Origin of the sequence: Hyphomonas sp. (assembly GCF_017792385.1) — a bacterium.
Classification (GTDB): Bacteria; Pseudomonadota; Alphaproteobacteria; order Caulobacterales; family Hyphomonadaceae; genus Hyphomonas.
On record NZ_CP051230.1, the window covers coordinates 1,994,189 to 2,017,936 of the forward strand.

The window sequence follows — 23,748 nt, forward strand, 5'->3', positions numbered from 1 at the left end:
TCCGTGATGACAAGCGAGTCCAACCAGTGTCTCCGGGGCGAGCCCGGGGACGCGGGGTGTGGGGGGGGGAAATGTAGGGTGGGTTGAGCGGAGCGATACCCACCATGGGCTATGGGGGTCACTGTATGGCATGGTGGGTATCGGCGTTGCCTCAACCCACCCTACGGATGCGGTGTGGGGATGGCCTCATGCCTTGCGGAGTTCGGAGTGGGATTTCAGGACGCGGTCGCCGTCTTCCTGCTTGATGAGGTAGGCGGGATCGTCCTGTGTTGCATTCCGTTTTACTTCGTTTCCCTTGATCGTGCGGGTGACGGTGTCTGTGAAGCGCTCATCCACCTTGCCGGTGGCGGTGCCGTCGCCCCAGTCCCATTCCACCTTTGTGCCGATAGTGTAGCCGTCGGTCGCCATCAGTTGCCTTTCTTTTCCGGAATGTCGTCATGCTGGGTGGAGGCCAGGTCTTCGAGCTCGGACTCGCTCATCGAATCGTACATCTCCTTCGACGCGCCTTGCAGGTCGCTGACCTTTGTCTCGCCGCGCTTGGCGGACAGCGCCGCGCCGGCGGCCTTCTGCTGGGCTTCGGATACGGCAGGCATGGAGGGCTCCTTCGCGCATGGGTCTCGCGGAAGGAACGGGGGAGAGAGGGATGGGTTCCCGGCCCGCCCCCGCCGCATCTCCGGCGCATGCCGGAGTCCCGTGCGGCTGGCGATGCGGAGCCGCCGCGGGAGGCCCCGGGTCAAGCCCGGGGAGGCGGAGTTGGGGGAAATGTAGGGTGGGTTGAGCGGAGCGATACCCACCATGGGCTATGTGGGTCACTGTATGGCATGGTGGGTATCGGCGTTGCCTCAACCCACCCTACGGATGCGGTGTGTGGGGGAGGCGTAGGGCGGGTTAGCGAAGCGTAACCCGCCGACATGGAAGAGGTGGCGGGTCATGACCCGCCCCACGGGTTAAACATCCACCTCGGCTTCCAGCGCGAATTCCTCGATGAATTCGCGGCGGGGTTCGACGATGTCGCCCATGAGTTTGGTGAACATTTCGTCGGCCTCTTCCATATGGTCGACGCGGACCTGGAGGAGGGTGCGGGCGTTGGAGTCGAGCGTGGTTTCCCAGAGCTGGTCGGCGTTCATCTCACCGAGGCCCTTGTAGCGCTGGATCTTGATGCCGTCGCGGCCCGCGGTCAGCACGGCCTGGAACAGGGCGCATGGTCCGTGGACGGTAAAGTCTCCACCCTTGTCACGACGCAGGATCAGCGGCTGGTCATACAGCTCACGCAGGCTTTCGGCGCGCTCGGCCAGACGGATGGCATCCTGGCTGGCCAGAAGGGCGGCCGGCAGGACGGCGGTTTCGTCCACGCCGCGCACAGTGCGCTGCAGAACGAGGCTGCCTTCGGCGAAGCGACCCTGCCAATTGTCCTCGCCCTCTTCGGCGATGCGGTTGAGGCGTTCAGCGGTCTTCTGTGCTTCGGCCTCTCCGGCGCCGGCGGCCATTGCGCCGGCCATGGCGGCCTGTTCCAGCAGGTCTGCCGGGGCGCGCAGGGCGAGCCGGGCGAGGTTCGCCTTGAAGTTCGAGGCGGCGCGCACGCGGTCGCGCAGGTCTTCGCCGGCAATCTGGGTGCCGTCCGGCAGGATCAGCGCCTCGCCGGACGTGCCCTCGTCGATGAGGTAGGAATCAAGCTCCGCATCATCCTTCAGGTACCGTTCGGACTTGCCGCGCGAGACCTTGTAGAGCGGCGGCTGGGCAATGTAGAGATAGCCCTTCTCGATCAGCTCCGGCATCTGACGATAGAAGAAGGTCAGCAGCAGGGTACGGATGTGCGCGCCGTCGACATCAGCATCGGTCATGATGATGATCTTGTGATAGCGCAGCTTGTTGATGTCGAACTCGTCCCGGCCGATGCCCGCGCCGAGCGCCATGATCAGTGTGCCGACCTGATCGGAGGACAGCATCTTGTCAAAGCGTGCGCGTTCCACGTTCAGGATTTTCCCGCGCAGGGGCAGGATGGCCTGGTTCTGTCGCTCGCGGCCCTGTTTGGCAGAGCCGCCAGCCGAGTCACCCTCGACGATGAAGAGTTCGGATTTCGCCGGGTCTTTCTCCTGACAGTCGGCCAGCTTGCCGGGCAGGGAGGTGATGTCGAGCGCAGACTTGCGGCGCGTCAGCTCGCGGGCCTTGCGGGCCGCTTCGCGCGCCGCCGCCGCCTCGACGATCTTCTGCATGATCTCCTGCGCTTCCTTCGGGTGTTCCTCGAACCATTCGGCGAGTTTTTCGCCCATCAGGCTCTCGACCACGGGGCGCACTTCGGAGGAGACGAGCTTGTCTTTCGTCTGGGAGCTGAATTTCGGATCCGGGACTTTCACGGACAGGACGCAGGTCAGGCCCTCGCGCGCATCATCGCCGGAAATCTCGACCTTCGATTTCTTCGCAATGCCGGTCTCGTTGGCATATTTGTTGATCAGGCGGGTCAGCGCGCCGCGGAAGCCGGCCAGATGGGTGCCGCCATCGCGCTGGGGGATGTTGTTGGTGAAGCAGAGCACATTCTCGTGATAGCTGTCATTCCACTCCATCGCGACCTCGACCGTGATGCCGTCCTTCTCGCCGATGGCATAGACCGGCTCCGGGATCAGCTTCGACTTGGTCTTGTCGAGGTGTTCGACGAACGCCTTCACGCCGCCCTCATATTCGAGGGTCACTTCATAGGGCTCGGCGTCGCGCTCGTCGCGGAAGATGATCTTCACGCCGGAGTTCAGGAAGGCCAGCTCGCGCAGGCGGTGTTCCAGCGTCTTGCGGTCATAATCGGTCTTGGTGAAGGTCGCCGGCGAGGCGAGGAAGCGCACGGCCGTGCCTGTATAGGGCTTGCCATTGTCGCGGTTGGGGGATTCGCCCCGCTCGACCAGAGGCGCCTCCACGCGGCCGCCCTCGATGAAGCGGACCCAGTGTTCCTTGCCATTGCGGTGAATGGTCAGCTCCAGCCAGTCCGACAGCGCGTTCACGACGGACACGCCGACGCCGTGCAGGCCGCCGGAGACCTTGTAGGAGTTTGAATCAAACTTCCCGCCCGCATGCAGCTGGGTCATGATCACTTCGGCGGCCGAGACGCCCTCGGTCGGGTGCATGTCGACCGGGATGCCGCGGCCATTGTCGGTGATTTCGGCGGAGCCATCGGGGAAAAGCGTGACCGTGACACGGTCGGCATGGCCAGCCAGCGCCTCGTCGATCGCATTGTCGACGACTTCGTAGATCATGTGGTGCAGGCCGGACCCGTCATCGGTGTCGCCGATATACATGCCGGGGCGTTTGCGGACCGCTTCCAGGCCCTTCAGGACCTTGATCGAGCCGGCGCCATATTCGGGGGATTCAGCTTGCGTGCCTTCGGCCATAAAGGCCTCCTCATCGATTCGTGGATTCGCCTTTGTTTATAGGGGGTTTGGGGGGCAAAGGCCACAGAGGAGAGGGGGATTTTGCAGCCCGGAAAACTCTATTAAAACAGGGTGTTGTGGGGGAATTTGGCGGGCCGTGCGTCCGTCTGCGGAGGAGCGGGGCGAAAAAGCGTCAAAAAACCCCGGAATCAGGCCCGATTACGGGGCTGTCAGAGGGGGCTGAAACGGCCAGAATACCCGCGCTCGGCATCAGGTCCGGGCGGCGGGAGAGGGCAGTGGGTCCCGGAATTTTGCTAGCGCAAATTCCGGGATGACAATGGAGGGGGATATGATTTCTCGTCTTGTCATCCCGGAAAACGCGTAGCGTTTATCCGGGACCCAGAGCTGTTGCGAAAGATCAGTCCTGGAAGACCGGTTTGCGCTTTTGCGCGAAGGCGGCGGCAGCTTCGGCGAAATCGGGCGATTTGAGCTGTTCGGCGAAGGCCTTGCCCTCTTCGGCCATGCGCTGTTTCACGGCGTCGCGATTGGCGCGGATCAGCGCCTTCGAGCGGCGGATGGCGGTGGGCGCGGCGGCGGCGACCTGCTGGGCGCAGGCAGTGGCGGCGGCCAGCAGGCCGGCATCCGGCACCACGCGGGAGACGAGGCCGCAGTCGAGCGCTTCCTGCGCGGTCAGGATGCGGCCCGCCAGCAGGATCTCATTGGCCATGGAATTGCCCACAGACAGCGGCAGGAGCAGCGAGGAGCCCGCTTCCGGCACGAGGCCGAGCGCGGTGAAGGGCGCGCGGAAATTGGCGCTCTCGGCCGCATAGGCGATGTCACAGTGCAGGAGCATGGTCAGGCCAACGCCGATGGCCGGGCCGTTGACGGCGGCGATCAGCGGCTTGTCGGCGTCGCGAATGGCATTCAGGAAGCGCGTGACGGGCGGCTCGCCGGAGCTGCGCTCCATGTCGGAAGCGAAATCGCCCAAATCATTGCCGGCGGTGAACATGTCGCCTGCGCCGGTGATGATGATGGCGCGGACCGCCTTGTCATCATTCGCGCCGACAATGGCATCGGCCAGGGCGCCATACATGGCCTGGGTCAGGGCGTTCTTGCGCTCGGGCCGGTTGATGGTGAGCGTCAGGATCTGGTTGTCGAGGCTGGTCTGGATGTGGTCTGTCATGGGGCGCTCCGCGTCTTGTTGCCCGCAGGGGTGTGCGGGCTGGCGCGCCGGGCGTCAATCTCTGACGGTGCGGGAAGGGGGGAATAGGTCCCGTATCTCTGGGCTTGACCCGGAGTCCCGTGCGGCTGGCTGTACGGAGCCGCCTCGGGAGGCCCCGGGTCGAGCCCGGGGAGGTGGACCGGAGCGGGTCCCGGATAAACGCTGCGCGTTTTCCGGGATGACAGGAATTTGGTGCACGCCTGACTTGTCATTCCGGAATGTGCAGCAGCCAAATTCCGGGACCCCGTCAGCGCCTCACCCCTGCGGCTTCTTCGGGCCCTTCTTGAAGGGCTTTTTCTTGATGGGGCGCTTGTAGGTCTGGTCGCCGCCTTTGGGTTTGCCGCCTTTCGGCTTGTCCTTGGCGCGGATGTGGGGCGCCTTGCGGGCTTTCTTGGCCGGGCGGTCATCCTGGATGTAGTCGGTCAGCGGATCGAAGGGTTTTTCCTTTGCGGCGGCCGGTGGCTTCGGGGTCTTGCGCTCACGGCGGGGCGGCGGGCGGTCTTCCCTTGCTTCGGAGGCGGGCACGTGCGGGGCAGGCGGGCCATCCAGCGAGAAGGCGCGCAGGCCTTTCTCCAGCGTGCCGTCCGGCTTGATCGTGTCGAACAGGCGTTTGGCGGCTTCAGGCTTCAACTCGACATGGGTGTCGGCCGGATTGATGCGGATCGCGCCGATGTCGTCGCGTGACAGGCCGCCGGCCTTGCACAGCATGGGCAGCAGCCAGCGCGGCTCGGCATTCTTGCGGCGCCCGACATTGAGGCCGATCCATGTGGCATTTTCGAAACCGGGCTGGGGCTCGCGCGGGCGGCGTTCGCGGGGTTCTCTGGGGCCGCGATCGTCCCGGTCGCGGCGATCATTGCGCTCACGCCGATCACGCGATGGCGGGCGGTCATCCACGTCCTGCAGGTCTTCCGGGGCCGTGCGCCCGGCGCGCTGGCGGCGGATGAAGGCGGCGGCGATCTGTTCTGCGCCATAGGTGTCGATCAGTGTACGGGCAAGTTCTGCCTCATTGGCGCTGGCATCTTCGGTGAAGATCGGGTCGGCCATCAGGCGGGCATCGTCCAGTGCATTGATTTCATCTGCAGACGGCGGTTTTCCCCAACTGGCCTCGATCTTTGCATCGCGCAGCAGGCGTTCGACCCGCCGGCGGGCGCGCGGAGTGACCAGAAGGGCGCTGACACCCTTGCGGCCAGCGCGGCCTGTCCGGCCGGACCGGTGGAGCAGCGTGGCGGGATCGCGCGGCAGGTCTGCATGGATGACAAGGCCGAGATTTTCGAGATCCAGCCCGCGCGCAGCAACATCGGTCGCGATGCAGACGCGCGCGCGGCCGTCCCGCAGGGCCTGCAGCGCATTGAAGCGTTCTTTCTGGCTGAGCTCTCCCGACAGGGCGACGACCGGGAAGCCGCGATTGCCCATGCGGCTCATCAGCTTGTTCACGGCGGCGCGCGTCGTGCAGAAGACGATGGCGGTTTCACTGTCGGAATGGCGGACGATGTTGACGATGGCGTTTTCCTCGTCGCCCGGCGCGACCAGCAAGGCGCGATAGTCGATGTCGACATGCTGGGACTTCTCTGCTGCCGTGGTGATGCGCCGCGCATCCTTCTGGTAGCGCGATGCGAGGGCGGCGATGCCTTTCGGAACCGTGGCGGAAAACATCAGGGTACGGCGGGTTTCCGGTGTGCCGTCGAGGATGTGTTCCAGTTCTTCGCGGAAGCCCATGTCCAGCATTTCGTCCGCTTCGTCCAGCACGACGACGCGCACCTTTGAAGCGTCGAGCGAGCCACGGCGGATATGGTCTGAAAGGCGGCCCGGCGTGCCGACAACAATGTGGACCCCGCGGCCCAGCGCCCGGCGTTCGTCGCGCATGTCCATGCCGCCGACGCAGGTCGTCAGGCGCGCGCCGGAGGGCGCATAGAGCCAGTCCAGTTCGCGGGAGACCTGCTGCGCCAGCTCCCGCGTCGGGGCGACGATGATGGCCAGCGGTGTGTCCGGGCGGTCAAATCGCTCATTGCCGTCCAGCAGGTCGGCGGCCATGGCGAGACCGAAGGCGACGGTCTTGCCGGAACCGGTCTGCGCGGAGACGAGCAGGTCCTGACCGGCGAGATCCTGTTCGATCACGGCGGACTGGACCTGGGTCAGCGTGTCGTATCCACGCTGCGCGAGGGCCTCGGCAAGCGCCGATGGGATAAGGGAGGTGTCGGTCATGGGGCAGGGACTTTCAGGGGCGCTAAGGGCGCAGCAGCGTGCGCAGCGCGGGAAGATTTCGGCCCCTATGACACGTTTTTGCCCGGCGCGCCATAAACCGCGCGCAGGTGGGTGGTTGGGGGGTGAGGGGAGAGTCCGCTGGTGGGTCCCGGATATTTGCTGGCGCAAATTCCGGGATGACAATTTGAACGTAGTTCTTTCATCCGTGGAGAATGGACCGTGTCTATCCGGGACCTGTCTTGTTCCGTCTCCTGCGGTCGGCCCGGCGGAGCCACCGCATGGGGCCCCGGGTCAAGCCCGGGGAGTGCGGTTTGGGAGAGTGAAGCCATTCCTCTCCCAATCTTGCGAAGTGAAACTCAAACCTCCACGTCCAGTCGCTCGAGGCCGCGGAAGAAGGGGAGGGCGCGCCAGGTGAGGTCCTGGTCCGGCAGGCGCATGTCCGGATAGCGCGCGAAGAGTTTTTCGAAGACGCGGCGGGCTTCGATACGGGCCAGGGGCGCGCCTATGCAGATATGGGGGCCGCCGCCAAAGGCGATATGGCTGGCGCGTTTTTGCGTGATGTCGAAGGCCTCGGGCGCATCAAAGACGGACTCGTCGCGATTGGCGGAGGCGAGCGAGCAGAAGACGACCTGACGTGCCTTCATCGGACAGCCGGCAACCGGCTTGTCAGCCTCGACAATGCGGGACGTGGCCGAGACCGGGGCTTCATAGCGCAGGACTTCCTCGACGGCCTGGGCGCCAAGGGCCGGGTCAGCCTTGAACGCGGCCAGTTGATCCGGATGGGTCAGGAACAGCCAGACGCCATTGCCGATCAGGTCGGTCGTGGTGAGGTTGCCGCCGACAAGCAGCGCGCCGAGATTGATGCGCAGCTCGTCATCTGACAGGGGCGCGTCGCCGCTCGCCTGCAACTGGACCATGTCCGTGATGAGATCATCGCCGGGAACCTTGCGGCGGGCCTCCATCAGTTCGGTGAAATAGGCGTCGAGCGCGTGGCTGCCGCGTTCCATGCGTTCGGTCTCTTCCGGGGTGCGCACGGGATTGAGGCTGAGGATGATGTCTTCAGACCATTGCCGGAAATCGGGCAGGCGTTCCTCGTCCACGCCGAGAATGCGCGCAATGACCGTCACCGGGATCGGCACGGCGATGTCGGCCATCAGGTCGAACCGGCCGGATGCCGGCGCGGCGTTGATGGTCTCGTCAATGATCGCCTCGATCTGGGGCTTCATCTTCTGGATGCGCGCATAGAAGGCTTTCGCCAGGGGCGGGCGGACACGGGCATGATCCGGGTCATCCAGGAAGAGGATGGAGGTGCGGCGCGGGTTTTCATCGTCCTCGATCAGCTGGCGCGAGATCGAGCCTTCTTCGGAATTCAGCGGATGGCGGACGAAGCTGCGGTCGTTCACGGTTTCGCGAATGTCGGCATAGCGCGTCAGGAACCAGGTCTTTGCGATTTCGTCGCGCATGACAGGGCAATTGTGGCGCAGGGCTTCGAGTTTCGGGTGCGGATCGGAGCGCGCATCCGGCGCAAATGCTGTGACCTCGATAATGGATTGCGGCAGCGGCGGCGTGCGCTGGTCGTCGGCCATGTTTTCCTCCCTGTCCGGTCTTTGCGCCGGATCGATCCGCAACATGTAACATGGATCAGACCGGAAATCGCGGGTGACGCTGCGCGAAGGCCGTTTCGGCGGGACATGGAAAAAGCCGGATTGGCCCCTTGAGTGTCGTAGGGACAGCGGCGGATACTGCAACGCATAACATGACTCGGAGGAAGCCATGACGAGACTGGTCAGCGACGCCATTCTTGAGGATACCGGCGCGGAACTGCCGGCAAACCCACTTGCCTATCCCATGCTGGAAACGGATTTCGAGCTGTGGAATCCGAATTCCTGGACGCAGGGCCACCCTTACGACCTCTATGCCCGAATGCGCAGCGAAGCGCCGGTCATGTGGTCCAGGATGGGGCGGGGCGGCACGGGCTTCTGGTCGGTCTCTCGCTATGAAGACATCAAGGCCGTCGAGCTGCAGCCGCAGATCTTTTCGTCAGAGCGGGGCGGGATCAATCTGGCCGTTCCGCCGCGCAAGCACTGGAAACCGGAAATTCTCGTGCGGGCGGCGATGGACAATCTGATTTCCATGGACGAGCCGCGCCACATGCAGATGCGCATCCAGCAGAAGGATTTCTTCATTCCGGCCTATGTGAAGCAGCTGCGCGAAAAGGTCAGCGTCAAGGTCGAGTCATTGCTGGACGATCTGGAAGCGAACGGGCCGGAGGTCGATTTCGTCAAGCTGTTCTCGAACCAGTTGCCGCTGTTCACCCTGTGCGAAATGCTGGGCGTGGACGAGGCCGACCGCCAGAAGATTGTGCACTGGATGCATTATCTTGAAATGGCCAGCCAGTTCATGGCCAATCCATGGCGGACATTCCTGGGGGAGCCGCTGTTCCCGCTGCGCTTCAAGAAAGTGGTCGAGGACATGTTTGCCTATGGCGCGCAGGTGATGGCCGACCGCCGCGCCAATCCGCGGGAAGACCTGTTGACCGTGATCGCCCATTCCAAGCTGGACGATGAAGACCTGCCACAGGAATTTCTCGATGGCTCCTGGTTGCTGATCATCTTTGCGGGCAATGACACGACGCGCAATTCGCTGTCTGGCACGATCAAGCTGATGACCGAATGGCCGGACCAGCGCGCCATGGTGCTGGACGATCCGTCGCTGATCCCGCGCATGTCGGATGAGGCGCTGCGCCTGATTTCGCCGGTGAAACACATGCGCCGCACCGCGCTGGAAGATACCGAACTGAACGGCCAGCGGATCGCCAGGGATGAGAAAGTGGTCATGTGGTATGGCGCAGGCAATCGGGATGCGGACATCTTCCCGGACCCGGACCGGTTCGACATGATGCGCGACAATGTCGACAAGCATATTGCCTTCGGCCATGGCATCCATAAATGCCTCGGCTCCCGCGTGGCGCAGATGCAGCTGCGTGTGGCCTATGAGCAGATTTTCCAGCGCTTCCCGGACGTCGAGTTTACCGGAGAGATCAAATATGGGCCGAACGCGCTGGTCCACGCGATCTCGAAGCTGAAGGTCAATCTGTACGGCAAGGGCAAGTCGCGCCCGACCCGGGTGCAGGTCAAGGCGATGGAGACGGCCTAGGCCGCCGCCTGCGCCTTGAACATCTTGTGTTCGGGTTCGATCAGTCCGAGTTTCCAGTAGGAGCTGACATAGGTCAGGTCCTTCCGTGTGGGGCGTTCCTTGCGGAAGAATGAACGCAAGGTGCCGGCGATCGAGAATTCGCCGGCCACGAATACGCTGGGCGCGCCGTCACGCCAGGTGACGGATCGGACAGCATCGATCAGCTCGTCACTCGGCGCGTGGGAGTCGGCCTTGATGATCCAGTGGATGTTGATTCCGGCTGGCGCACGCACGGGCTGGCGATCTGCCTCGCTGAGGATTTCGAAGAAGGCATCGCCGACCGCATGCTCTGGCAGGCCTTCGAGTTCGATGGCGGCCGCCGGGATGGCGGCCATGTCCGCCACGAACAGATGCCAGTCGGCCCCTTCGCCGGTGAATTTCAGCGTGCCGGGGCGCGAGATCAGGATACGGTCGCCAGCCTTGGCCTGTTTTGCCCACGGCCCGGCAATGCCCTCCTCGCCATGCACGACGAAATCGATGTCGAATTCCTGCACCTGCGGGCGGACATGGCGCAGCGTGTAGGTGCGCATCCGGGACTTGTAGGTGTCGGGATCGAAGACGGGCGGGCCAGCCTCGCCGAGGGCAGGGGCCAGAACTTTCAGGTATTGGCCGGGCGCGCCGAGCGTGAAATCTGCCGCGAACTCTGACCGGAAGGTCAGGCGATACATGTGCGGGGTCAGCTGCTGAGTGCGCAGGACAAGGGCTTCGGCGAAACCGGGTGAGGACATGGACAGGCATTCTTGTATTGAGAATAATTCTCAATCACAGATATGGTCTGTGCAGGCGGGATCAAGGATGCGTGCGGATTTTGGCCTGAAATGGCGCGCTTTTGGCTCAGCCGAGGGCGCGGGGAATGCAGCTGGCGGTGGCCTGGGCGAGCAGGGCGCCGTCTTCGCGGCGCAGGAAGCCCTGGGTGAAGATGCCGGCGCGCCCCCGCCGGACGCACTCGCCACGGCCGATCAGGCGCTGGCCGACAGGAACGGGCCGGATATAGCTGGTCGTCATCTGCAGGGTGGGCGCCATGGCCGGGCCGTCCTGTACGATCGAGCCGGCAATGCTCATCACCTCGTCCAGCATGGCAGAGACAAAGCCGCCCTGACCGTCGCCGGCCGGATTGCCCGCTTCGGGGGGCAGGGTGAAGGCGGCCTCGACCCAGCCTTCCTTCACATCCAGATCAACCAGTTGAAAATTGAGAAACTTCGCAGCGGCAGGCAGGTCGTCGCGCGTCAGGAGATCCTGCCAGAAGGCGCGCTTGTCGAATCCCATCAGCCCAGCCGCTTGAACAGCATCGGGATGGCCGTGGCGGTCGCCTTGGCGACCAGCTTGCCGTCAGCGTCAAAACATTCGGCCTCCATGAAGGCGGCCGACTTGCCCATGCGCAGGATGCGGGCGTCGACGCTAGCCTTGCCAGGCATCAGACGACGCAGATAGCTGGTCTTCATCTCAAGCGTTGGCGCCGTCATCGTGATGTTGGAAGCAATGATCACGCAGGTGCTCATCGCTTCGTCCATCATGGCGGAGATGAAGCCGCCCTGCACCGCGCCGGTCGGGTTTGCGAAACTTGGCGAGACATCGAAGTCCATGCGGATGCGCTGGGCGTCCTGTTCGACCTCGACGAGGCGCATGCCGAGCGTGTCGGAGCAGGGCGGGCGCTTCTTCGAGTTCTGGAAGCGTGCGAGCATCTCGGCGTCCGAGACGCGGGGTTTTTCCGTGTCAGACATGGAATGTGCCGGGCCCTATTTCCGGCGGAATGCGTCGAGATTGACGACCGTGCCGGGCTCATCCTCTGCGGGCGCGGCGCTGCCGGCTTCCGGCGCATCCATTTCCCCGGCAGGCGAAATGACGGAGGCGTCCTTGTCGGGCGATTCGAAGGTAAGGCCGAAATTGACGGACGGGTCGACGAAGCGCGTGATGGCTGCGTACGGGATGTGCAGATGCTGTGGCACGCCGGAGAATTTGAGGATGATCTCGAAATGGCTGTCATGCACTTCGAGGTCCCAATACTGATGCTGGATGACGATGGTCATCTCTTCCGGAAACCGCTCGATCAGATAGTCGGCGATCTTCACGCCCGGCGCGCGGGTGCGGAAGGTGAGGTAGAAATGATGCTCGCCCGGCAGGCCGTTGCTGTTGCAGCCTTGGCGCAGGGCTTCGCGGACGACGCCGCGCATGGCTGCCTGGGTGAGTGCTTCGTAGCCGATATAGTCAGTCATGGGCGCGCCGTTTCCCCGGGTCTGTCATGGTCTTTTCTGAGAGGCCTACAGTAAGGGCGCGGGCAGGGGGCCGCAACGGGCTTCGCACAAGGGGCGAGGAAAAAAATGCGGCTCGCGCGGCAGTCCTTGTGGATAAGTCCCTGTTGTCACAGGGGTCCGGACGGCCGCGCGGGCCATGTTAAATCCTGTTAGTAATTCGCCGGCGGGTCTGAAGCGGGAAAGGATTCGTCGAGTTCCTCATCCACTTCGTCCCATTCCTCGGGCGGGTGTTCCATGTTCTCCGCGCCTGCCGGGCGGACTTCCTTGTGATGGGGCGGCGTGTCGTCGTCACGCTTGCGGTCTTTCGGGTCAGCTTGCTGGGTCATGGGATTCTCCTTCATGCCGGGTCAACGCATTCCGGCGCGGTTGGTTGCGTCGCGGCGCAATCCCTCTAGGCTGGAGACAGCAGACCGGAGCACCGGCACGAGGGAGGACACGACACATGATCACCATGCCGGAACAGGGGCGTGACTGGAGCGAGGTGCGCGCCGAAATGATCGCGCGCGGCGGAGGCGATGCGCAATGGCGCAACGGACGCACGGCGGTTTATGTCTTCAATGCCGGACCGGACATCTCGAAGGTCCAGCACGAGGCCTATGGACTCTACATGGCGGAGAACGGGCTCGGCCCGCTGGCCTTTCCGAGCCTGGCGCAGATGGAGAAGGAGGTCATCGGCATGGGCCTCTCCCTGCTGCACGGGCCGGATGGGGCCACCGGGGCGATGACGTCGGGCGGCACCGATTCGATCACCATGGCGATGAAGACGGCGCGTGACTTTGCGCGCAGCCGGGGCCAGCCGCGCGAAGGCCAGAATGTCGTGCTGCCGCAATCGGCGCACCTGGCCTTCGACAAGGCGGCGCACCTGATGGATATCGAGATCCGGCGCGTGCCGCTGAAGACGGATGGCAGTTATGAAGCCGATCCGGCGGCGATGGGCGCGGCCGTGGATTCGGCCACGATCATGATGGTTGGCTCGGCCCCGAACTTTCCGCATGGCATCATCGATCCGATAGAGGAGCTGGGAGACGTGGCGGGCCAGAAGGATGTCTGGCTGCATGTCGATGCCTGCGTTGGCGGTTATTTCGCGCCCTTTGCACGGATGAATGGTGTGCCGGTGCCGGCCTTCGATTTCGAGGTGCCGGCCGTGAAGTCGATGAGCGCGGATTTGCACAAATACGGCTATTGCGCCAAGGGCGCCTCGACCGTGCTGTTCCGGTCCGAGGAATTCTACGCGCACATGCCGTTCGACATGGCCGGCTGGAGCGGCGCACCGATGAAGACGCCGACGCTGGCCGGTACACGGCCGGGCGGGGCGATCTCTGCGGCCTGGGGCGTGATGAACACGCTGGGCGTCGAAGGCTACAAAAGGCTGCAGGGTCAGGTCTGCGCGACACGCGAGACAATGGAGGAAGGGGTCAGGCGGCTCGGCTTCGAGATTGTCGGAAACCCGATGCTGGGCCTGATGGCCTTTTACCATCCCGATGCCCATGCCTTCGCGGTGTATGGCGAAATCTTCCGGCGCGGCTGGTTTACCTCCGTGACCAAGGAGCCGCCGAGCCTGCACCTGATGCTGAGCCCGAAACATGCCGATGTGGCGGACGCGTATCTGGCTGATCTGGAAGCGAGCCTGGACGCCGTGAAGGCGGGCAAGGCCGGCGAGAAGGTCGAGGCGCGCTACAGCTAGACGACGGATAAAAGGGGAGGAGACGGGATGGAAACCCGGGGCAGGACGGCGGTCATTACGGGCGGTGCAAGCGGCATCGGCGCGGCGTTGGCCGAGGCGATGGTGGCCGATGGCGGCCGTGTCGTGATCGTGGACATCAACAAGGACGCCGCCGAAGCGCAGGCGGCAAAGCTGGGCGATGCCGCCCGGGCCATTGCCTGCAATGTGGCGGATGTTGCCGGCGTCGAGGCCATGGCCGGAGATGCCTGGGACTGGCTGGGCGGTGTGGACCTCGTTTTCGCCAATGCCGGGATCAGCGTGGCGCGTCCCCTGATGAAGGCCAGCGAGGCCGAATTCGACGTGACGATGGGCGTCAACCTGAAGGGCGTCTGGGCGACGGCGAAAGCGTTTGCTGCGCGGATGATCGAGGCCGATCATGCCGGGCATCTCTGCCTGACCGCATCGGAACATGCGCTGGGCCTGCAGCATCCGGGCAACGGGTTCTACACGGCGTCGAAGCATGGCGTACTGGCGCTGGGGGATGTATTCCGCGCCGAGCTGCCAGAGAGCATCGGCGTCAGCGTGCTGTGCCCCGGCCTGACCGCAACCCACATGCCGGACACCAGCCCGGCGGCGACCGGGATGTCTGCCGATGAGGGCCGCAGCGCGCTGGCGCGCGCCGTGATGGCAGAAGGCAAACCGCCGCTGGAGGTGGCGCGGCACACGCTGGACGAGATTGCGCGCGGCACATTCCTGATTGTGCCGGAACCGTCTGCCTGGCTGGCGGCGGAGAAGCGGGCCGATGAAGTCCGTGACGAATTTGCCCGGCAGGCCCCGATGGGACCGGATGCAATGAAGTATCATGTCGGCGCCGTGGTCGAGCGACTGAGAAAGTCAGGGCCCGGCTTGCTCTGACCGGATCGTGATCGCCGCACACCGGCTTTCGCCTTGACCGACCCGGCAGCCTGCGGTTCTCTCTGGGTAGCGCTAACAAAAAGGCGACTTTCAGGGAGGCCTTCATGACCGGTTTGATTCACTCTCGCAGGCAGTTCATCGCGCTGAGTTCCGCGACATTGGCGGCGGCCCCGTGGATCGCGGGCTGTGCCAGCGCGGAAGGCGGCGGCGCGATCCCGGCAAAGGCCATCGGCATGCCGTGGCCGAATTGGGGCGAACTGCCGGACAGTCCGCCGCCTGCACCAAAAGCGGGCAGCGTGGGCTTCGCGGTGATGGGACTGGGCGGTTATGGTATCGGCAAGGTGCTGCCCGCCCTGGCCGCCGCGGACCGGTGCCATGTCGCGGCAGTGGTGTCCGGCAACCCGGAAAAGGCGGCAAAGGTGGCCGCGGCCTATGGCCTGCCGGAAGATGCGATCTATTCGTATGAGGATTTTGACCGCATCGCGGAGGATGACCGCGTCGAAGCGGTCTATAATGTGCTGCCGACGGGCCTGCACCTGGAATGGACGGAAAAGAGTTTTGCGGCCGGCAAGCATGTCCTGTGCGAAAAGCCGATGGCGATGTCAGCGGCAGAATGCGCGCAGATGATTGCCGCGTCCGAGGCCGCGAACCGCAAGCTGATGATTGCCTATCGCTGTCATTTCGAGCCGTTCAATTTGCGCGCCATGGCGCTGATGCGAGAGGGCGCAGTCGGCAAGATCAAGCATATCGAGACGGCACAGACCTATCGCATGGGGCCGACCAGCGTATCTGAAAACTGGCGCGTCGTGCGGGCGCTGGCCGGGGGTGGACCGCTGGAGGATTACGGCATCTATGGCCTTCAGTCTGCGCTCTACCTGTCCGGCGAGATGCCGGTGGCGGTAAAGGCCGTGACCGAACAGCCTGCGGGGGATCCGCGCTTCGAACAGATCTTTTCGAAAGTGACGACCGATCTGCGCTTCCCGTCCGGGGCCACGGCGCATCTGTTCACCTCCTATGATACCTCGCCCGGCAACAATATGGCGCGTGTGGACGGAGAGGCCGGCACTTTGCTGATGCAACCGGCAACCGGCTATGGCGGCCACAAGATGCGGCTGACGCGGGACGGCATGGTGGATGATCTGAACCCCGGCGATCCGAATGTGCAGTTTGCCCGCCAGTGCGATCATCTGGCCGATGCGATCCGCGATGACACCGAGATCATCACGCCGGGCGAGATGGGCCTGCGCGACATGGCGTTGATCGAGGCGATCTACCGGTCTGCAGCGGAAGGGCGCGAGATTCCGCTGGACCTGTAGCGGGAAATTCGCATTTCCCCCACGTGATCCCGGCTGGACGCGGACGCGCCGCGCCCTACAGTCTGACCTGTCATTCCTGTTGGGCTGAGGGGCCAATCCATGATCACGCTGCATCATCTCGAAAAGTCGCAATCCATCCGCATCCTGTGGCTGCTGGAAGAGCTGGGTGTGCCGTATGAGGTCAAACTGTATGACCGCGACCCGAAAACACGGCTGGCCCCGGCAGAATACAAGGCCGTATCGCCACTCGGCACCGCGCCCTGTATCAGTGAAGGCGATGTCACGCTGGCGGAGACCAATGCGATTGTCGACTATATCCTGGACAAGCATGATGATGGGCGTCTGCGCCCGGCGCCGGGCACGCCGAACCGGGCGGACTATCTGTTCTGGTTCCACGCCTCGCAAGGCAGCCTGCAACCCTTGCTGACCAACAAATTCGTCATGATGGCGATGACGGCCCGGGCGCCCTTTTTCCTGAAGCCAGCCGCGAAGATGCTGGTCGGCGGCCTGGACAAGGCCTTTTTCGGGCCGCGCCTCAGCGCCTTCATGACCGAGATAGAGAAAGCATTGGGCAAACATACCTGGTTTGCCGGCGACACTCTGACCGCCGCCGACATCGTGATGGGGTATTCCATGGAGCTGGCCGCGCACCGGGCCGGAATGGATGCCGGAAACTATCCGAATGCGCACCGTTTCCTGCAGCAGATGCGGGCCTATCCCTCCTATCAGCGCGCGCTGGAGAAGGATGGCAAGGGCACGATCCTGCTCTAGCGCCTAGTCGCGGCGGCGCATGGCCTCGGCGATTTCGGGCAGGTCCTCTGCCGTCTGATAGTATTGCGGTTCGGCACGCGCCTGAGTCCGCTGTTCATAGGCGTATCCCAGGGAGAGGATGCGCGCGTCCTGATCCTTGCCGCCCATGAAGGACAGGCCGATCGGGATGCCCCGTACACGGCCCATGGGCACGGTCAGGTGCGGGTATCCGGCAATGGCGGCGAGATAACCGGCGCCCGCCCAATCCGGCCAGACATCGCCATTGACCGGGTCGACGCGCGGGGCGAGCGGACCGGACGGAGCGACGAGGGCAACCACATCATGTTCCGTCAGCAGGCGGTCAATGCCATTCTCGCGCGTGGCGGACTGGACGACGGCGAGGGCCTCACGGTAGCCATCGGAATCGAGGGATTCCATCGCGTCGGATTGTTCGAAAATGTCCTGGTTGAACAGGGCCAGTTCCGTGTCGGCATTCTGGGTGTTGAACGCAATCAGATCCGTCAGGGAGCGGGCGGTGACTGCGTCCGGCGTGGTGGCCAGGTAGGTGTTCAGCGTGGCCTTGAATTCGTACTTCAGGACGTCAAACGCCTGGCCCCAGAAACCGTCCGGCATGTCGAAGGAGTCAATGTCGACGAGAATTGCGCCTGCGGCTTCGAGGTCGGCCAGAGCGGCGTCAAAGCGCGCCTGGATGTGCGGGTTGCTGCCCTGCGCGCTGCGCAGCACGCCGATGCGGGCGCCCTCAAGGGAGGCTGCGTCGAGCGCGCCAGCATAGTCCGTCTTTGCCTCGCCGGTCGCCATGGCGTTGAGCATCATGGCTGCGCCCATGACCGTTTTCGTCATCGGGCCGGCCGTGTCCTGTGAGGAAGAAATCGGGATGATGAAATCCTGCGAGACAAGGCCGACCGTAGGCTTGAAGCCGACCACGCCGTTCACATTGGAGGGGCAGATGATCGAGCCATTGGTCTCCGTACCAACGGTTCCGGCGGCGAGGGAGGCGGCGGCCGCCGCGCCGGACCCGGAACTGGAGCCGCAGGGATTGCGGTCCAGCATGTGCGGATTTCGGACCTGACCGCCCAGGGCAGACCAGCCGCTCATCGAGCTGTTCGAGCGGAAATTCGCCCACTGGCTGAGATTGGACTTGCCGAGAATGATCGCGCCTTCCGCGCGTAGGCCCGCAATCAGCGGCGAGTCTCGCCCGGTGAGATTGTCCTTCAGGGCCAGCGCGCCCGCCGTGGTGGGCATGGCGTCGGCGGTTTCGATATTGTCCTTGATCAGGAGAGGCAGGCCGTGCAGTGCGCCGAGCGGCTCGCCGGCCTCGCGTTTGGCATCGAGGGCGCGGGCGGCCTCCAGCGCGTCCGGGTTCAGGGTGAGGACCGCCTGCAGCGTGGGGCCGCTCCGGTCGACCTGTTCGATCCGGTCGAGATAGGCCTGGGTCAGGGCTTCGGCGGAGACCTCGCCGGCTTTCAGGGCCTCGGCCAGTTCCGGCAGGGATTTGGCGGGCCAGCCTTCGGCGGCATAGCTGACGGGCGGTTTGCTGTCCGGCATGGGCGTCTCTCCTGTGCCAGGCCTTTCGGCGGGCGAGCATGCGGCCAGGGCGAGCGCTGACATGGCGGCGGTGATCAGCTGTTTCATGGTTTCTGCCCCTTGCTCTCTCCGCATAGATGTAAAGGGGGCAGGGGCAGAAGGCCAGTGGGCGGAGATGACCTAGTCGAGGTCTGCGTCGAGATTGAGCGCGAAACAGTGTTCGCCGGGCGTTTCGCGGGCTTCGCGGAGATCCGGCACGATCGCCATGGCGGAGCCATATCGGACGCGCCCACCAATCGATTTGGAGGTCGCAAACTCCGCGCAGATTTGGGTGACGGTGCCCGTGTCATCCCTGCGCAGGTGGAATGGCTCACCAGTCACCGCGTCATTTTCGAATCGGGCCGAGGCGCACCCCTTCACGCGCCGGCTGGCCGAAGCCGCGTCTGCGAACTCGCTTTCGACCTGCGCCGTGTCAGCCGGGATGCTGCCATGGGCCTGATGATAGCAGGCGAGGGCAACTGCGGTTTCGGATACAGCGGTCAGCCGCGCGGCATCCTCTTTCTGTTTGCGGGCCTCGCCGGGACCGCCCGTGATGAGGAGGCCGGCGATGCAGGCAATGGCGATGACGCCGACCAGTGCGCCGCCGATCAGGGTGTGACGGTCAAATGCCATCGGCTTCGTCCTTCTCGGCATGGGTGATGAAATAGCCGAAGATTGATCCGGCAATGGCGGCGACAATCAGGGATTTCAGCGTGAAGCGCAGGGTGAGGTCGCCATTGAGGAAATTGTAGACCAGCGAGATGGCGTCGCCGACGAGGACCGACCCGGCGATGACGAGGCTGACATAGATCAGCCATTTGCGGATGCGGGAGCGCTGGAGGGCGGGGTTTGCCTTGCGCGCCTTGAGCAGGATGCGGGCGAGCCAGAGGAAGATCGGCGTGCCGACGACCAGGCCGGCGATTGCCCCGCGGATCTGATAATCGAGGGACCGGTGCCAGTAATCCGCCCGCTCGATATTGTCGACGATGGCATAGTCGATCAGGGCGAAGAGCAGCGAACCGAGATTGTAGGCGACAACGCCGAGCAGGATGAAGAAGAGGAGGTAGAAGAAAGCCTCGCGCGCCGAGAGGTAGGCCTGCGGCCTGGGCACGGCGACGGGGAAGGCGACATCGGAAAAGGCGGTCAGGGCCTCGTCCACCTCGTCGGCCCGCCAGCCGGCGCTGAGCAGGGCGGCGCGGATGCCGTCGCGGCCCTCGCCCTTTTCGAGAGCCTCCTTCACGAAGCCTGTCAGCGTGCTGTTGGCCATGATTTGCCTCCCATGTCGCAGGAGGCACCATACCAGCATTCTGGCCGGATGTGTGACGAAAACCGGGCATACCGAACTGGAAGGGGAGAAGGTGGAGGCTTCTGTTGCCAGGCGCCTCCGGGCCCCGCCTAGGGGTCTGAAACCCTAGGAGTTAAGTCGGTTTACCGAGCACAGCTTACGCTGCGAGCAGTTCACCTTCAGCAAAGTTGTCATTTGCAACTATGTTGATTTGGGCTTCTGAGGGGGCCCAATCCGGCGAAGGCATCGTCTTTACACGTCCGTCGATCCTGTTTCGGCCCCGTCAGAAACAGGCTGGTGAATGCCTGAGCCTGCTTGTGGTGGAGCCGCCGGGTACCGCCCCCGGGTCCGAACCGCTTATTACACGCGCGTTTATCGCCATAGTCCGAAGACAGGACCAATATAGGGATGATTTGCGGGCGTTGGAAGGGGGGAGGGTGTCAACTGTGAGGTGGCCGGAGCTCGCGGTGCCATGAGGACTATTTGCTCAGCGACGCATAGATTTCTTCCCAAGTTCCATACCCGTCATTCGTCATCGTGTAGCATGTTGCGACGCCATCTTTGTGGCCGTAGGTGAGCTTGACGCGCGGTTGGTACTGTAGCGCCGATGCAGTGACATGGGGCAAGAGATACATTCTCAAGGCGATGGCACCCTCGTCCGCCATAGGGCTGTCTTCACTGATTGGTACGCCGTCCTCAACGCAGCCTGACAGAGACCTAAAAAGTTCATTCGCCTTCACGATGGACTCGGCAGGCGATGCGCCCGGAGCGTTGGCCCAGACCTCCAAAATGGTATTCCCATCAGACAATTGTCTCGGAAACACCTGTGTAGTGAACAGGTCCAAATCTTCATCATAGGTGAATTCCGAAATCGTGACCGACGACAGGTCCAGCTCCGGACCGGCAGTTTGTGCCCATATCCATTTGTCCTGCAGGCTGAAGTCGTAGTTCTCGTGCGCGCTGGCTTTGACCCCGAAAGAGAAGAATGGATTTTTCCCTGCTCCAGAGGAGGCATCAATTTTGGTCTCCCAAATAGAGGCTTCCGAATAGCCCTCCGCAACAGCCTTCGGCAGGAGGTGTTCGAGCAGAATCTCTATCAGCGATGCGTTACGAAGATCCGGGTCCGTCGCGTTGCTCTGAAATGTGACTTCCAGAGTCAGGGCTTTCTTCCCGCCCAATGGATACAGTGTCGAGTATTCAGAATTTGCCAGGGTTTCGCCCGACTTCAGCGTGTACTTCTCAGCAACGGCCGTTTCTGTGCCGATCAGGAGGCCGAGGAAAACAAGGCAAAGGAAAATCCGCATCACAAACGAATATAAATCCTGGGTTGCCATGTCCAGCAACAGGTAATGTCGTACTCAGCAGAGGCGTCGGACACTAAAGCCGTTGGCCGTGGTCCCTCAACACACCGTGTCGGCTTCGCCCTGTTCGCCGAAGCCGTCGGCGATGAGGCTGGCGATGGCGGTGACGGCCTCGGCGGCGTCGGGGCCTTCGGCGTTGATCTCCACTTCGCAGCCCGTATGTGCAACCAGCATCATCAGATCCATGATCGAGCGGGCATCGGCGGTCTCGCCCTCATGCGAGACGATGATGCGGGATTCGAATTCACCGGCGAGGCGGGACAGGCGCGCCGAGGCGCGGGCGTGCAGGCCCTTGCGGTTGACGATGGTGGCGCGCTGGCTGGCGGTGAGGGTTTCGGTGTCTGGCATCAATTCGACTTTGCGAGGAGTTCGGAGGCGATGTTGATGTATTTACGCCCCGCTTCCGCGGCAACCTTTGCGGCCTCTTTCAGGGACAGCTCGCCGCGCACTTCCGCCAACTTGATCAGCATCGGAAGGTTGACCCCCGACAGGACCTCGACATTTCCGGTATTCATGACCGACATGGCCAGATTGGACGGGGTGCCGCCGAACATGTCGGTGAGAATGATGACGCCCTTGCCATTGTCGCAGGATTTGGCGGTTTCGCGAATCTGGTCGCGACGCGCCTCGATGTCGTCCTCGACCTCGATGGAGATGGAGCGGAACCGGTCCTGCTCGCCCACCACATGCTCGGTGGCGGCGACGAGTTCGCGGGCGAGCTTTCCGTGGCTGACAACCACAATTCCGATCATGAGCCGGTCCCAGTGCACAAACTTAACGAACTTGTCATGCTGCCACTGCGAACTGGAGCGTCAACCCTGATTCAGCTGCTGGGGGAGTGCTTACGCCAGGGCGTTGCCGGAAAGCCCCAGCACGTCATTCATGTCATACAGGCCCGGATCCTGCTGCACGGCCCAGGCTGCGGCGCCGAGGGCGCCATGCGCAAAGACGGCCCGGTCCAGCGCCGTGTGGCTGAGTGTGAGGATCTCCATGTCGGAGCCGAAACTGACTTCATGCTCGCCGATCACGCCGCCGGAGCGGCGCACGGCAAAGCCGATGCTGCCGGCACGGCGGCGGGCGTCCGGCCCGTCATAGGGCGCTGCGCGCAGCTCCGACAGGGGTTTGCCCCGACCGGCGGCGGCGGCTTCACCCACCATCAGGGCCGTGCCGGAGGGCGCATCCACCTTGCGGCGATGATGGGTTTCCAGAATTTCAATATCCCAGTCCGGCCCGAGCCGGTCTGCCGCCATGCGCGTCAGGGCCTGAAGCAGGTTGATTCCGACCGAGAAATTCCCGGCTTTCACAATGGCGAGCGATTGCGCTGCCTGAGCGATTTCGGCTTCTTCGGCATCTGAAAACCCCGTTGTGCCGATGATGACGGCCCGCACGCTGGTATGTTTCAGCGAGTCCAGGGCAGCGAGCGTGGCGGCCGGACGGGTGAAATCGATCCAGACATCGGCATTGCTGGCAGCGGCGACGGGATCCGTGGCAGGCTTCAGGTCCAACAGGCGGCGGCCGGCAAGTTCGCCGATATCATCGGCAAGGTGTTCGGATGCGGGCGCTTCGCTGCCGCCCGTGACGGAGAGGCCGGAATCCAGCGCGGCGCCGACAAGCTGTCGGCCCATGCGGCCTGCCACACCGGCAATGGCCACGCGCAGCGAATCGGAAGGGGTCGGGTCAGTCATCGCGCCGTTATAGCGGGGAAATCGCCGAGGGCGAGAGCCGTGCGGGCGCGCGGAACAAATTTGTGGGCGACAGCGTTTTACTGCCATGACCCCAACAGATGTCCTCTCGCGCCTCGGCCGTGTCTCCTGCGTGATCAATCCCCTGTCCGGCAGCACGCCGGAGGGCGCCGCAGGCCTGATCCGGGAAAAGCTGTCCGGCCTGCCGGATGATCCCCGCATTCATGTTGCCGGGGAGGGGGATTTGCCCTTGCTGGTGGAACAAGCCCTGGCCGATGAGCCGGACACGCTGATCGCCTGGGGCGGGGACGGCACGATCGCCTGTGCCCTGTCGCATGCCGGCATGACGGGCCCGGCCGTGCTGCCGCTGCCGGGCGGCACTATGAACATGCTGCCGACAAGGGCACTTGGCGGAGACCATGACTGGGAAACCCTCGTCGAGGCCGCGTTGCGGGGCGGGCGGGTACGACCGATGCCGTGCGGCGAAATCATTGGCGGACCGCGCTTTTTCGTGGCGGCGATGCTGGGCGACATGACGCGGTTTACCAATTCCCGCGAGGCGCTGCGGGAAGGCAAACTGCTGGAGGCAACCGAGATCGTGCACGATTCCACGGCGCTGGCCCTGAAATCCAATCTCGAATGGTCTGCGCCCGGCGCGCCCAAGCGGACATCCACGGCGCTGACCGTGAACATCAATCCTGACACGCCCGGGAAGCTGGAGATTGCCAGTGTTGACCCGCAGGGCCTGTTGGACCTGGCACGGATTGGGATCGAGATGCTGGTGGATGGCTGGCGCAATGCGGACGATGTCGACCTTGTCCGGATGGACGAGATCGAGGTGCACCATATGGACAAGGGGCGGGTCAGCGTGACGCTGGATGGCGAATTGCGCGAGATGGAAACACCGCTGCGTTTCTGCCGGGTCGATGCCGCCGTGAAGATTTTTGTGCCGGACCTGTCCTGATCCC

The 23,748-nt window shown here is 63.7% G+C and carries 24 protein-coding genes and 1 other RNA gene; 6 read left to right on the forward strand and 19 right to left on the reverse strand.

Annotated elements, in window-relative coordinates:
• Positions 1-186 precede the first annotated feature (186 nt).
• The 6 genes from HF955_RS09940 to HF955_RS09965 form a co-directional block, all read right to left on the reverse strand.
• Positions 187-408 (reverse strand): DUF2945 domain-containing protein, encoded by a 222-nt coding sequence (locus HF955_RS09940; RefSeq protein WP_291074982.1) that lies wholly within the window; start codon positions 406-408, stop codon positions 187-189.
• Positions 408-593 (reverse strand): DUF3008 family protein, encoded by a 186-nt coding sequence (locus HF955_RS09945; RefSeq protein ID WP_291074983.1) that lies wholly within the window; start codon positions 591-593, stop codon positions 408-410. The genes HF955_RS09940 and HF955_RS09945 overlap by 1 nt, the downstream gene beginning before the upstream one ends.
• A gap of 354 nt (positions 594-947) precedes the next feature.
• Entirely contained in the window at positions 948-3,374 is a 2,427-nt protein-coding gene (gene gyrB, locus HF955_RS09950) for a DNA topoisomerase (ATP-hydrolyzing) subunit B (protein WP_291074985.1), read from the reverse strand.
• A 397-nt stretch (positions 3,375-3,771) separates the two neighbouring features.
• Positions 3,772-4,536, reverse strand: a complete 765-nt coding sequence (locus HF955_RS09955) for an enoyl-CoA hydratase (RefSeq protein ID WP_291074987.1) — start codon at positions 4,534-4,536, stop codon at positions 3,772-3,774.
• A gap of 294 nt (positions 4,537-4,830) precedes the next feature.
• Positions 4,831-6,777 carry a DEAD/DEAH box helicase gene (locus HF955_RS09960; protein ID WP_291074989.1) on the reverse strand — a complete coding sequence of 649 codons (1,947 nt, stop codon included), beginning with the start codon at positions 6,775-6,777 and terminating at the stop codon, positions 4,831-4,833.
• A gap of 356 nt (positions 6,778-7,133) precedes the next feature.
• Positions 7,134-8,363, reverse strand: coding sequence for a cytochrome P450 (locus tag HF955_RS09965; protein ID WP_291074991.1), 1,230 nt, complete (start codon positions 8,361-8,363; stop codon positions 7,134-7,136).
• Positions 8,364-8,550: 187 nt separating this feature from the next.
• Between HF955_RS09965 and HF955_RS09970 the strand changes: the two genes are divergently transcribed.
• The gene (locus tag HF955_RS09970; RefSeq protein ID WP_291074992.1) at positions 8,551-9,933 is read left to right on the forward strand and encodes a cytochrome P450; all 1,383 of its coding nucleotides are present in this window, start codon (positions 8,551-8,553) and stop codon (positions 9,931-9,933) included.
• On the opposite strand, the gene HF955_RS09975 is transcribed toward HF955_RS09970, so the two are convergent.
• The 5 genes from HF955_RS09975 to HF955_RS09995 all read right to left on the reverse strand — a co-directional run bounded on the left by HF955_RS09975 (position 9,930) and on the right by HF955_RS09995 (position 12,550).
• Positions 9,930-10,700: a siderophore-interacting protein gene (locus HF955_RS09975; RefSeq protein ID WP_291074993.1), complete on the reverse strand. Its 771-nt coding sequence runs from the start codon at positions 10,698-10,700 to the stop codon at positions 9,930-9,932. The genes HF955_RS09970 and HF955_RS09975 overlap by 4 nt on opposite strands.
• A 106-nt stretch (positions 10,701-10,806) precedes the next feature.
• Positions 10,807-11,238 carry a PaaI family thioesterase gene (locus HF955_RS09980; RefSeq protein ID WP_291074995.1) on the reverse strand — a complete coding sequence of 144 codons (432 nt, stop codon included), beginning with the start codon at positions 11,236-11,238 and terminating at the stop codon, positions 10,807-10,809.
• Positions 11,238-11,693, reverse strand: coding sequence for a PaaI family thioesterase (locus tag HF955_RS09985; RefSeq protein ID WP_291074996.1), 456 nt, complete (start codon positions 11,691-11,693; stop codon positions 11,238-11,240). The genes HF955_RS09980 and HF955_RS09985 overlap by 1 nt, the downstream gene beginning before the upstream one ends.
• A 15-nt stretch (positions 11,694-11,708) precedes the next feature.
• A complete protein-coding gene (locus HF955_RS09990; RefSeq protein ID WP_291074998.1) occupies positions 11,709-12,185 on the reverse strand; it encodes an SspB family protein in 477 nt (158 codons plus the stop codon).
• Between the two features lie 188 nt (positions 12,186-12,373).
• A complete protein-coding gene (locus HF955_RS09995; protein WP_291075000.1) occupies positions 12,374-12,550 on the reverse strand; it encodes a hypothetical protein in 177 nt (58 codons plus the stop codon).
• A 116-nt stretch (positions 12,551-12,666) separates the two neighbouring features.
• Between HF955_RS09995 and HF955_RS10000 the strand changes: the two genes are divergently transcribed.
• The 4 genes from HF955_RS10000 (at position 12,667) to HF955_RS10015 (ending at position 16,889) form a co-directional block, all read left to right on the forward strand.
• Positions 12,667-13,908: an aspartate aminotransferase family protein gene (locus tag HF955_RS10000; RefSeq protein ID WP_291075002.1), complete on the forward strand. Its 1,242-nt coding sequence runs from the start codon at positions 12,667-12,669 to the stop codon at positions 13,906-13,908.
• Positions 13,909-13,935: 27 nt separating this feature from the next.
• Positions 13,936-14,802, forward strand: a complete 867-nt coding sequence (locus tag HF955_RS10005; protein ID WP_291075004.1) for an SDR family oxidoreductase — start codon at positions 13,936-13,938, stop codon at positions 14,800-14,802.
• 104 nt (positions 14,803-14,906) lie between these two features.
• Positions 14,907-16,118 (forward strand): Gfo/Idh/MocA family oxidoreductase, encoded by a 1,212-nt coding sequence (locus tag HF955_RS10010; RefSeq protein ID WP_291075006.1) that lies wholly within the window; start codon positions 14,907-14,909, stop codon positions 16,116-16,118.
• 99 nt (positions 16,119-16,217) lie between these two features.
• Positions 16,218-16,889, forward strand: a complete 672-nt coding sequence (locus tag HF955_RS10015) for a glutathione S-transferase family protein (RefSeq protein ID WP_027837869.1) — start codon at positions 16,218-16,220, stop codon at positions 16,887-16,889.
• A gap of 3 nt (positions 16,890-16,892) precedes the next feature.
• Here the strand turns inward: HF955_RS10015 and HF955_RS10020 are convergent, their stop codons facing one another.
• The 8 genes from HF955_RS10020 to dapB all read right to left on the reverse strand — a co-directional run bounded on the left by HF955_RS10020 (position 16,893) and on the right by dapB (position 22,783).
• Positions 16,893-18,521, reverse strand: a complete 1,629-nt coding sequence (locus tag HF955_RS10020; RefSeq protein WP_291075007.1) for an amidase — start codon at positions 18,519-18,521, stop codon at positions 16,893-16,895.
• Between the two features lie 72 nt (positions 18,522-18,593).
• On the reverse strand, positions 18,594-19,085 hold the full coding sequence (locus HF955_RS10025; protein WP_291075008.1) for a hypothetical protein: 492 nt from the start codon (positions 19,083-19,085) through the stop codon (positions 18,594-18,596).
• A complete protein-coding gene (locus tag HF955_RS10030) occupies positions 19,075-19,719 on the reverse strand; it encodes a DUF5671 domain-containing protein (protein WP_291075009.1) in 645 nt (214 codons plus the stop codon). Before HF955_RS10030 ends, HF955_RS10025 begins: the two co-directional genes overlap by 11 nt.
• A 90-nt stretch (positions 19,720-19,809) precedes the next feature.
• Positions 19,810-20,169, reverse strand: a transfer-messenger RNA (tmRNA) gene (gene ssrA / locus HF955_RS10035).
• A 47-nt stretch (positions 20,170-20,216) separates the two neighbouring features.
• A complete protein-coding gene (locus HF955_RS10040; protein WP_291075010.1) occupies positions 20,217-21,071 on the reverse strand; it encodes a hypothetical protein in 855 nt (284 codons plus the stop codon).
• 66 nt (positions 21,072-21,137) lie between these two features.
• On the reverse strand, positions 21,138-21,446 hold the full coding sequence (locus HF955_RS10045) for an HPr family phosphocarrier protein (protein ID WP_027837875.1): 309 nt from the start codon (positions 21,444-21,446) through the stop codon (positions 21,138-21,140).
• Positions 21,446-21,850, reverse strand: coding sequence for a PTS sugar transporter subunit IIA (locus tag HF955_RS10050; RefSeq protein WP_027837876.1), 405 nt, complete (start codon positions 21,848-21,850; stop codon positions 21,446-21,448). Before HF955_RS10050 ends, HF955_RS10045 begins: the two co-directional genes overlap by 1 nt.
• 90 nt (positions 21,851-21,940) lie before the next feature.
• Positions 21,941-22,783, reverse strand: coding sequence for a 4-hydroxy-tetrahydrodipicolinate reductase (gene dapB / locus HF955_RS10055; protein ID WP_291075011.1), 843 nt, complete (start codon positions 22,781-22,783; stop codon positions 21,941-21,943).
• A gap of 85 nt (positions 22,784-22,868) precedes the next feature.
• On the opposite strand from dapB, the gene HF955_RS10060 reads away from it, so the two are divergent.
• Positions 22,869-23,744: a diacylglycerol kinase family protein gene (locus HF955_RS10060; protein ID WP_291075012.1), complete on the forward strand. Its 876-nt coding sequence runs from the start codon at positions 22,869-22,871 to the stop codon at positions 23,742-23,744.
• Positions 23,745-23,748: the final 4 nt, after the last annotated feature.